Origin of the sequence: Peptoniphilus sp. oral taxon 386 str. F0131, assembly GCF_000090945.1 — a bacterium.
Taxonomy (GTDB): domain Bacteria; phylum Bacillota; class Clostridia; order Tissierellales; family Peptoniphilaceae; genus Anaerosphaera; species Anaerosphaera mikwangii.
The window spans coordinates 433,904-443,787 of the sequence record NZ_GL349422.1 but is presented as its reverse complement, the minus strand read 5'-3'; the positions used below and the strand labels follow the sequence as shown (position 1 = coordinate 443,787).

Genomic DNA, 9,884 nt, shown 5'->3' with positions numbered 1-9,884 from the left:
TTTTTTGTTTTATTTATTCTATATCAATATCTATGATTCCATAGTTATCATCATGTCTCTTATATACGACTTCAATTTTATCAGTTTCTGTATTTAAAAATATAAAGAAATTATGATTTAGAAGTTCCATTTGAAGTGTAGCTTCTTCTTCATGCATCGGGCGAAGTAAAAGCTGTTTTCTTTTTACAATTACGCTACTTTCTTCTTCAACTTCAGCTTCACGCACATTTTCAAATCTAATCGTTTTAGAATTTCCTTGATATCTTTTCTTTAATCTTGTCTTATATTTTCTAATTTGTCTTTCAAGTACATCAACTACTTTATCAATTGAAGCGTACATATCTTGAGTTGTTTCTTCAGCTCTTAAAATCGTTCCCGGAAGGAAAATTGTCACCTCTACAGTCTGACTGCCTTTTTGTGTTGAAAAAACTGCTCTGGCTTCTACCTCTTCATCAAAAAATTTATCTATCTTTGAAAATTTTTTTTCAGCCTGCTTTTTAAGACTTTCTGTCAATTCCATATTTTTTCCAACTAATTTTAGTAACATATTAACACTCCTCTCAAGTTTGTTATATATATGATACCCAAAAATATATATTTTATAGCTTAATTGATTAAAATAAAAAAGTATTTTCACCCTGTGGATAATGTTGATAAGTTTGTGGAAAACTGTTTTTCCCTATAAAATTCTTGTTAATTTATTGTGGATGAATTTTTTTATTTCCTTTGTTATAATTATCTTGGTGATAAATATGAACATAAGTAATATAAATTTTAAGAAAAAAATCGGAATGAGAACAATAAAAACTGCTCTTGCCGTAGTAATAGGATTATATTTATCAATGCTTTTAAACCTTAATACTCCCATATTTACGTCAATAGCGACAATTTCAACAATGAAATCATCTTTCTCAGAAAGCTTTATAGATGTCAAAAAAAGATTATTCACGTCAATTTTCGGAGTTATTCTCGGATCTATTCTTGGGATGTTTAAAACACATCAGCTCTTAAATCCAATAATTGCAGGGCTTGGAATAATTATAATAATCTATATACTTCAAGCTACAAATGTAAAGGATATGACAGTCTTATCATGTGTGGTATTCATGGCAAGTTTTATATCGGATTCTAAACTGATTTACGGTTTTGATAGAGTACTTGGTACATTTTTAGGTGTCGTAATAAGTGTGAGCATAAATTATTTAATTGCAACTCCAAATGTATATGAGCATTTTATAAATAATTCAAGAGATACTTTAAAAAAATCTAAAAACTTTATGCTACAATTAATTATGAACGAAGAACATTCTATTTCGGAATTTGAAGAGTCTTTTGCAAATACAAAAAAATCTTATGAACTTTTAATATCCGAACTTGATACTCCTATTCATGCAAGATTTGATTTTTATAAGGCCGAAAGAATTATGGAATTGTTCACTGATTTTAACAACAGATTCCAATTGTTGAATTCAATTGATAGTAGACCCGATATGACATCTGATAACTGCAACTTGATAGAAGATATTTTTTTTATTAAGCTTCTTGAAAACGGAAAATTAAAAGGTGATCTGAATACAATTTACAACTATCATTTACACAAAATTTTACTGAATTTGAGTATCGTTGAAAAACTGATAGGTGATAATAAATGAGTAAAATTGAAAGACTTATAGCTGAAACAAAATTTTTGTTTGCAAAAAATTTCTATTCACAAATTGACAATTTTGCAAAAATTAAAGCAGATAAAAATGATGAAATATATAAATTTTTGACTGTTACAAGAGGTACCAAAGAGCTAAAGGCCTTTATAATATTAGATGCTCATAGAAATGAGCAACGCATTTTAGAAATGCTTAAATTTTTTTGTAAAAGTAATAAAAAACTAAATGATACAATGCTAAGTTCAATAGCAAGTTCTCTTATAAACAGCTACTGCACTGTCATTGAAGTTTTAAGTGTAGATGAAGATTATTGTGTCATCTATGATAAATTGTTAAACAAGAGTTTTAAAGTAGAATCTGCTTCAAATTTGTCCGACAGAGAATTGTTGTTTGCAAGACTGATTGAAATTGATGGATATTACTATGTGATTAGTATTCTTGAAGTACTTGATGAAAGTTTTGAACTTCTGTTTACAAGTAAAATCTATAATATTTTTAAGGCTTATGCTGAAGAACGTAACCTAAAAAGTTTAAGTGATGAAAATAAAATAGAAATATTAAAGATTTATCTTGCAGATATCTTCTTAATTTTTGCAAGTTCCACCTCCGAATTTATGGAATTGCAAAATACAGAATTGTCAGAGAAGGATAGAACTCTTGCAATAAACACATTTTTTAACAATGAAGATAGTAAAATATTTGAAAGATTCTTGCTATATGCCAACTCAAAATTGGAATACGAAGAGGAAATGTGCATTTATTTCTTCAATATTGTATATATCGAGTGTCTTGCTCCTATCGGAAAAAATTTCTCTGATTTTGAAAACTATAACTTTATAGATATTTTTGAAAATGCAACAAAAAACGGATTTATATATACAAATAGTGAATTTAAAAACACAATAACACTACTTAAATATTATTATGAATTTGCTTTAAAAACTTCAAATAAATTTTTAAAACCATATGAAGAACTTAAATATATATTAAAATATATTTTTCTATATCAAAATAATCTAAGTAAATCATTTAACGGATTTTACTTTGATGAAAATTTATTTGAATTAATTCCAAATAATTTTGAATGTACACTTCTTAAAAACTATATAACATTTACAGACTTATTTAATGATTTGAAATTACAAATTTCAGAAAATAAAAATATGCTGACAAACGCCTCTGTAAATAAACTTGCAACAGCCTTAAATCTAAAAACTTCAAGAGAAATTAAAACACCAAACCAAACTCATTACCCGTTAATTAATTTCTTTTATAATTTTTCCGTAACCAAATCAATTCTTAAAAATGAAAACGGAGATTTTGATTTCAGCGAACGACTTATGCAATTTTTATCGTTAGATGGTGAAGAACAATATGCTATTTTTATAGAAACAATCTTTAATCGAGATTTCTTATTGACATATTTAAACGAGAAAAAAGTAAATATAATATTTGATAATTTAAAAATTATTTTTGAAACTCTATACCATAAAGATAATATAGAAACTTCAGACTTAAATATAGATAACGAATACTCTTATCTCCTGGATATACTTCAAAGGTTGGATATTATATCTATATCAAATACAAAAGTAACTATTACAAATAACGGCAAAGCTATTTTAAATTATTTTTCAAAAAATTTTGTAAATTCAAATGTAATCAGCATAAATAATTATAAAAAATCAATTAGCTGAATTTGTATTTCTAAATAAAAAGAGGCTTAGAATAATTTTCTAAACCTCTTTTTATTATTGCAAAACGCCTACAATTAAAAGCCTTGCATTTTTACTTTCATAAGTACATGTTGAAAGTGTAATGAGTTTTGAATCTTCATTTATATACACATTTTCACTCTGAACTGTCATGTTATTGAGATTATCAATATAATCTATTGAGTTCATAGCATCACTTTTATTTATATAAATATTAAAGTTGAAAAACTTATCTTCATTTGTAAGATCGATTATATAACTTCCTACCACTTTATATTCTCTTACATCATTTAATGTATATAAATAAATTGTACGATGAGAATCAAAAAATTCTTTTTCTTTATACTTAATTAAATCTGAAAACATATTGTCACTACTCATATTATGCCCATACAGTATAAGATTTGTAGATGTATCAACTTCACATTCATAATCCATAAAAATCGAACCGTTTAAGTCATAATTACAATATATATTTCTTCTCATATAATAACTGTTATCTTCCGACTTAAAAATCGGATAGTATACGTGAGTATCCGGAATATCAAGTATTGCAACTATATCTTTATTAATTTTTTTCAGCTCTTCAAGTTCGAGCTTTTTCTTTTCAAATATTTCATTTTCCTCTTTATTTTCGGTAATAACCTTATCATTTTTTTGTTGTATTCTCTCTATTGCCTTTTTTGATACGTCATCAGTCTTTGTAATATAAAATTTATATCCGACCCATACCGCCAAAGTTACCAATACTATAAAAATTAAAATCTTAATTATCTTTTTCAATCATATTCTCCTAAATCTCTATTTAAAATAAGTTCTACATTAAAGTCTTCATCTTCTATTATTATATTAAATTTTCCTCCTAAAAGCTCTACAAGATTTTTGGTTATATAAAGTCCCAATCCCGAACCCTCGGTATTCCTTTCTCTATCTGATTTTACAAATTCTCCTAAAAGTTCTTCCTGTGTAAGCTTAATTTTGCTTTTAGACGTATTTCTCATGGAAAATTTTATTATTTCATCACTTGAAAAAGTCTCCGCATAAATTTTTGTACCCGACTTTGAATATTTATAGGCATTTGAAATTAAATTTTGAACAATTCTCGACAAAATATTCCCATCGGTATATATTACTATATCCTCTTCTTCATATTCATATATAAATTCTACATTTTTGCGCTTTAGAATTTCATCAAAATCCCCATAAATTTGTAATAACAGCTCGTTAAAATCTATAAATTCCTTTTCAACTTTTATGTTTCCCGATCCTGTTTTTGAGGCATATATCAAATCTACTATAAGACTTTTTAATCTCTCAGAATTTCTTCCTAAAACTTGAATATAATCCTTAGCTTCATCATCCATAGCTTCTTTTTTAGAAAGTATATCTGTATAATTTATTATTGAAGTAAGTGGAGTTTTTAAATCATGAGAGATATTTGTTATAAGTTCAGTCTTCAAATGCTCAGCTTCAAGACTTTTTTTCATAGAACTTCTGATCTGCTCTCTTATTTCTTCTAAAAGTCTAAGACTTTCTTTAGTCTTATTATTGGCAAGAATCGAAATATATTCCGCCTCTCCAAAGCTATATAAGTCTTCAATCATTGAAGTTAGTAGAAAATTTTGAACATATACATTTTCTCCGACAAAAATTAATTTAAAAAAACACAATACTACAAAAGTTTCAAATTCTCCATATTCAAGAAACAACATTTCAAAAATTAGCATCAAATTTATTATGCCGAATATTAAAAACAAATAATTTTCACTGTAGCTTAAAAACAACTTTACGGTAAATAATGATTTAATAACCTGTCTTCTATATATTTTCCATATAAAAAAACATACGAATAGAAATGCTCCTATAAAATATCCATACTTGCCATAAATAAGTCCGCATATTAAAAGCATATCAAATAGAAGAGACTCCATAAAATCATTATCTCTAAGATACAAATATATCTTATATAAACTTTTCTTAACTCTTTCGGATAATCTCATTATTTATCCTCTATTTTATAACCCATGCCATATACACTCTTTATTAAATCCGGCTTTCTCGGATTTATTTCGAGCTTATCCCTGAGATGAGATATATGAACTGAAATTATCTTTTTAACATCATGTGCCTCATCTTCCCAAACCTGTCTATAAATTTCATCGGAATTAAATACACGAGATTTATTTTTCATAAGTAGAAGTAAAATTTTATATTCATATGGCGTTAAGTTAACCGCCTCATCATCTATAAAAACTTCTTTAGATGAATTTTTTATTACAACTCTACCCGCTTTATAAATATCTTTATCAATATCTGCACTTCCTAAACTTGTAAATCTTCTAAGTACCGAATTTACTCTTGCAACAAGCTCAATAGCATTAAACGGCTTTACAATATAATCATCTGCACCAACATTAAGCCCTATTATTTTGTCAGTTATTTCAGATTTTGCAGATAAGATAATAATTGGAATATTATGTTTTTCTCTTATTTTTAAAATCGCAGAAATACCATCTACCTTTGGCATCATAAGATCAATAATACAAAGATGAATCTGTTCTCTGTTTATTATCTCAATGGCTTCAAGGCCGTCATACGCTTTAAAAACTTCATACCCTTCCGCTTTTAAATATATCTCTATCGCTTTTACTATATCTTTTTCATCATCACATACAAGAATATTATATGCCATATACTCCTCCTTATTTTCAATATATTTTATCACATTTTATACTGATTATGTTATAATTTCTCTTGAGGTGGATTATGCTTAACAAAATCAAGAAAAATTTTTATAATAACCTAAATAAAAATTATGTAATATTTTTTGACAAATTCCTATATAGATTTGCTGAGCATAGAATTGTTGAAATAAGTGCAAGTTTAGCATATTTTCTAATTTTGTCAATATTTCCGTTTTTAATTGCTCTGTTAAATATAATAAACTTTACAAATTTTTTATATTCTGACAATATAATAGAAGCTCTTAGTTATCTTCCTGAAGATATCACAAAAATAGCAATGAACTTTATAAAAGAAATTTACTCCGGAAGCTCCGGAAGCTTATTTTCAATATCTGTTTTACTGGGACTATGGTCAGCATCTAACGGATTTAAAAAAATTATAAAAAATATAAATTTAGCTTATGGATTTAGCGAAAAAAGAGGTATACTCAAAACCAAATTATTGTCATTACTGTTCACCATTGCTTTGATAATAATGATACTGCTCTTATTATTAACTCAAGTTTTCGGCGAAACTATAATAAATATGCTCATAAATTATGTGGGACTTGGAGAAGATATCACATATCTATGGCATATTCTCAGTTTTATAATCCCATTTATTTATATGTTTATAACTTTTCTATTGGTATATAAATACAGTCCGGGAACTGATACAAGAGATTTATTAAAGTTTAGTTTAATTCTTCCCGGTGCGATATTTTCCACTATCTCATCTGTATTTGCCACAAATTTATTCGGGTACTATGTTGGAAATTTTGCAAAGTACTCTGTAACCTACGGCTCACTTGGAGGAATTATAATACTGCTAATATGGCTATGGCTTATGAGTATGATAATTTTAATGGGTGGAGAAATAAATGCAACTCTATTCTCAATGAAGTATTTTAAATCTACAACGCTATGGCCAAGATATGAATCTGTACTTAAAAATTTTATTAAAGATTTTGAGAAGTAGCTGCTACTAATGCCGCTACTTTTTTTATTCCATTTTCCTTTAAAACTCTCGCCATTTCATTTACTGTAGCACCGGTAGTAATTACATCATCAACTATTATAATACTCTCTACCTTTTCCCCTGCAAATCTAAATACTCCCTTTATATTTTCAATTCTACCGAAAAATTCTTTAATACCTGCTTGCTCCGGAACATCCGCTATTTTTTCAACCGGTGCAACAAACTCCAACAAAGTATTTTTAGCCACTTGTTTTGCTATTAATTCACTTTGGTTATACCCTCTCTTTTTTAAAGCATTCTTATGCATAGGGACACAAGTTATATTTTTATATTTCATACTGAGTTTTTCCTTAAACAATTTTTCTGTCAAAACTTCAGAAAAAAATTTATATAGATATGTCTTATCTTTAAATTTATATGACAACATCTTATCTCTTAGAAAATTATTATATTCAAACGCTACTATAACATCATCCACATATTCAAGTTTTTTTGAAAATAAAATATCCCCTTTCAAATTATCATAACAATTTTTACATATTCCATATTCAAAAATCTCTTTTGAATCACAAAAATAGCACTCTTTCTTAAACAAATTAATCATCTTTCATCAGCTTCTTACATAAATTGGAATATCTTTTTGAAATTCTATTATTCTTAACCATAATATCTAAATACTTATATTCTCCCACAAGCACTACGAGTTTTTTTGCTCTTGTTATGGCAGTATAAATTAAATTTCTCGTCAATAATATATATGGTGCAAAATGTAGCGGAATTATAACTATATCAAATTCCGAACCTTGAGATTTATGAATTGTACAGGCATAAGAAAGTATAAGTTCATCTAAATCCGAATACTCATATTTAACTTTCTTTACATCGTCATAAAGCACAACAAGACTTTTATTCTCAATATCTATTTCTACAACATATCCTATATCTCCGTTAAATACTCCTTCTCCTTCTTCAAGATAAAATTCCGATTCTATCTTATATTCAAGGTTATAGTTATTTTTAGTTTGCATAACTTTATCGCCCACTCTAAATACATTATCCCCAAATATAATTTCATCCCCTTTGGGATTTAATACTTCCTGTAAAGTTTTATTCAAACTGTAAATCCCGACATTTCCTTTTTTCATAGGTGCCAATACTTGTATTTTGTTAGAATTCACCCCATAGTATTGCGGAAGCCTTCTACTTACCAATTCCTTTATAACTTCAAGAGATTTTTTTTCATTCTGTTCCGAAATCATATAAAAATCTCCGGAATTTGAAATTTCAGGTAATATTCCATTATTTATCAAATGTGCATTTTTAATTATTGATGATTGTTCTTTTTGCCTAAAAATTTCATTTAGATTTACAACCGATACTCTCTTACTTTCAATCAGATCTGATAGCACATTTCCTGCTCCAACTGACGGCAACTGATCTTTATCCCCAACAAGTATAAGTCTTGTCCCCTTTTTTATAGAATGAAGCAGAGTGTTCATAAGTCCTAAATCTACCATGCTTACTTCATCCACTATTAGTACATCACAATCAAGCTCAACCTCTTCTTCATATCCATAATTTATTCTATCATCATCGGGGACTCTTATTTCAAGTAATCTGTGAATCGTGCTTGCATCTCTGTTTGTAGCTTCCTTCATTCGTTTTGCGGCACGCCCTGTAGGTGCGGCAAGCTTTACACTTTTCCCCATGGACTCAAAAATTTCTATTATTGCTTTCAAAGTTGTTGTCTTACCTGTTCCCGGTCCTCCGGTTATAATTAATACTCCCTTTTCAACAGCTTCTCTAACTGCAATAACTTGATTTGTTGCAAATTTAATTTCATTACGTTCTTCTATTTTTTTTAAAATCTCATCTATATTTGTATCATACTCAAATTTACCGGATACAAGTTCTTTAATTTTTCCAGAAATATAATTTTCCGCTCTTAGATATGGTGCATAATAACAACATATTTCGCCATCGCTTTGCTCAATAAAAAATCTATCATCTAAACTTAAATTTAAAAGTTCATTTTCAAGTTGTTCTATATTATCTCCAACCAACTTATGGGTTCTTTTAATTAAAATATCTTTAGGTAAAAAACTATGTCCTTCAAGAGTTGCAAGTGAAAGGATATACTTCAATGCAGCTCTGTTTCTAAATGATGAGCCTCTAAACTCTCCAATGCTCATTGCAATCTTATCCGCTTTTTTAAATCCTACTCCACTTATATCCTCCGCAAGTTTATATGGATTTTCTTTTATTATCTGTATTGCTCTCTCTCCATATTCTTTGTATATTTTAACTGCAAGCGTAGTTCCGAGCTCATGCTTATTCAAAAATAAAGTCAATCTTCTAAGTCCTCTATTCTCAAGAAGAGCACTTTTAATCTTATCTAATTTTCGCGGACCTATTCCATCAACTTCAAGTAATCTTTCCGTATCCTCTTCTAAAATTTTTAGTGTTTCCGTTTTAAATTTATCAACTATATTCTTGGCAGTTTTTTCTCCTATAAATGGAATAATTCCACTTGAAAGATAATTAATTATTCCATTTTCAGATTGAGGCAAAATTTCTTCTATGCTCTCAAATTTAAACTGTTCACCATATTTTTTGTGAAATATAAAATCTCCCTTAAGTTCATATTCCATTGAAGTCTTTATTTCTGCACAGCTTCCATTTATAGTTATAGATTCCTCTTCTGTTGAAAATCTTGCAACAGTATAACCGTTATCTTCATTCCTATATATAATTTTCTCTACTACGCCCTTAATTTCTATCATATTTATTCTCCTATTGTCTATTG

The 9,884-nt window shown here is 27.9% G+C and carries 9 protein-coding genes; 3 read left to right on the top strand and 6 right to left on the bottom strand.

The window, feature by feature from the left end:
* Nucleotides 1–13 precede the first annotated feature (13 nt).
* Nucleotides 14–547 (bottom strand): ribosome hibernation-promoting factor, HPF/YfiA family, encoded by a 534-nt coding sequence (raiA, locus tag HMPREF0629_RS02135; RefSeq protein ID WP_009221730.1) that lies wholly within the window; start codon nt 545–547, stop codon nt 14–16.
* Nucleotides 548–752: 205 nt separating this feature from the next.
* Between raiA and HMPREF0629_RS02130 the strand changes: the two genes are divergently transcribed.
* Together HMPREF0629_RS02130 and HMPREF0629_RS02125 are read left to right on the top strand one after the other, a co-directional pair.
* On the top strand, nt 753–1,652 hold the full coding sequence (locus HMPREF0629_RS02130) for an aromatic acid exporter family protein (protein WP_039856468.1): 900 nt from the start codon (nt 753–755) through the stop codon (nt 1,650–1,652).
* Nucleotides 1,649–3,358 (top strand): hypothetical protein, encoded by a 1,710-nt coding sequence (locus tag HMPREF0629_RS02125; protein ID WP_009221728.1) that lies wholly within the window; start codon nt 1,649–1,651, stop codon nt 3,356–3,358. The genes HMPREF0629_RS02130 and HMPREF0629_RS02125 overlap by 4 nt, the downstream gene beginning before the upstream one ends.
* 54 nt (nt 3,359–3,412) lie before the next feature.
* Here HMPREF0629_RS02125 and srtB read toward each other — a convergent pair whose 3' ends face one another.
* From srtB to HMPREF0629_RS02110, 3 genes are read right to left on the bottom strand one after another with little or no spacing between them, the layout of a single operon-like run.
* Entirely contained in the window at nt 3,413–4,159 is a 747-nt protein-coding gene (gene srtB, locus HMPREF0629_RS02120) for a class B sortase (RefSeq protein ID WP_009221727.1), read from the bottom strand.
* Nucleotides 4,156–5,376, bottom strand: a complete 1,221-nt coding sequence (locus HMPREF0629_RS02115) for a sensor histidine kinase KdpD (RefSeq protein WP_009221726.1) — start codon at nt 5,374–5,376, stop codon at nt 4,156–4,158. The genes srtB and HMPREF0629_RS02115 overlap by 4 nt, the downstream gene beginning before the upstream one ends.
* Nucleotides 5,376–6,068, bottom strand: a complete 693-nt coding sequence (locus HMPREF0629_RS02110; protein ID WP_039856465.1) for a response regulator transcription factor — start codon at nt 6,066–6,068, stop codon at nt 5,376–5,378. Before HMPREF0629_RS02110 ends, HMPREF0629_RS02115 begins: the two co-directional genes overlap by 1 nt.
* Before the next feature lie 74 nt (nt 6,069–6,142).
* Between HMPREF0629_RS02110 and HMPREF0629_RS02105 the strand changes: the two genes are divergently transcribed.
* Nucleotides 6,143–7,078: a YihY/virulence factor BrkB family protein gene (locus tag HMPREF0629_RS02105; protein ID WP_009221724.1), complete on the top strand. Its 936-nt coding sequence runs from the start codon at nt 6,143–6,145 to the stop codon at nt 7,076–7,078.
* Here the strand turns inward: HMPREF0629_RS02105 and HMPREF0629_RS02100 are convergent.
* Together HMPREF0629_RS02100 and HMPREF0629_RS02095 are read right to left on the bottom strand one after the other, a co-directional pair.
* A complete protein-coding gene (locus HMPREF0629_RS02100; protein WP_009221723.1) occupies nt 7,059–7,682 on the bottom strand; it encodes a ComF family protein in 624 nt (207 codons plus the stop codon). The genes HMPREF0629_RS02105 and HMPREF0629_RS02100 overlap by 20 nt on opposite strands.
* Nucleotides 7,675–9,861, bottom strand: coding sequence for an ATP-dependent RecD-like DNA helicase (locus HMPREF0629_RS02095; protein ID WP_009221722.1), 2,187 nt, complete (start codon nt 9,859–9,861; stop codon nt 7,675–7,677). The genes HMPREF0629_RS02100 and HMPREF0629_RS02095 overlap by 8 nt, the downstream gene beginning before the upstream one ends.
* Nucleotides 9,862–9,884: the final 23 nt, after the last annotated feature.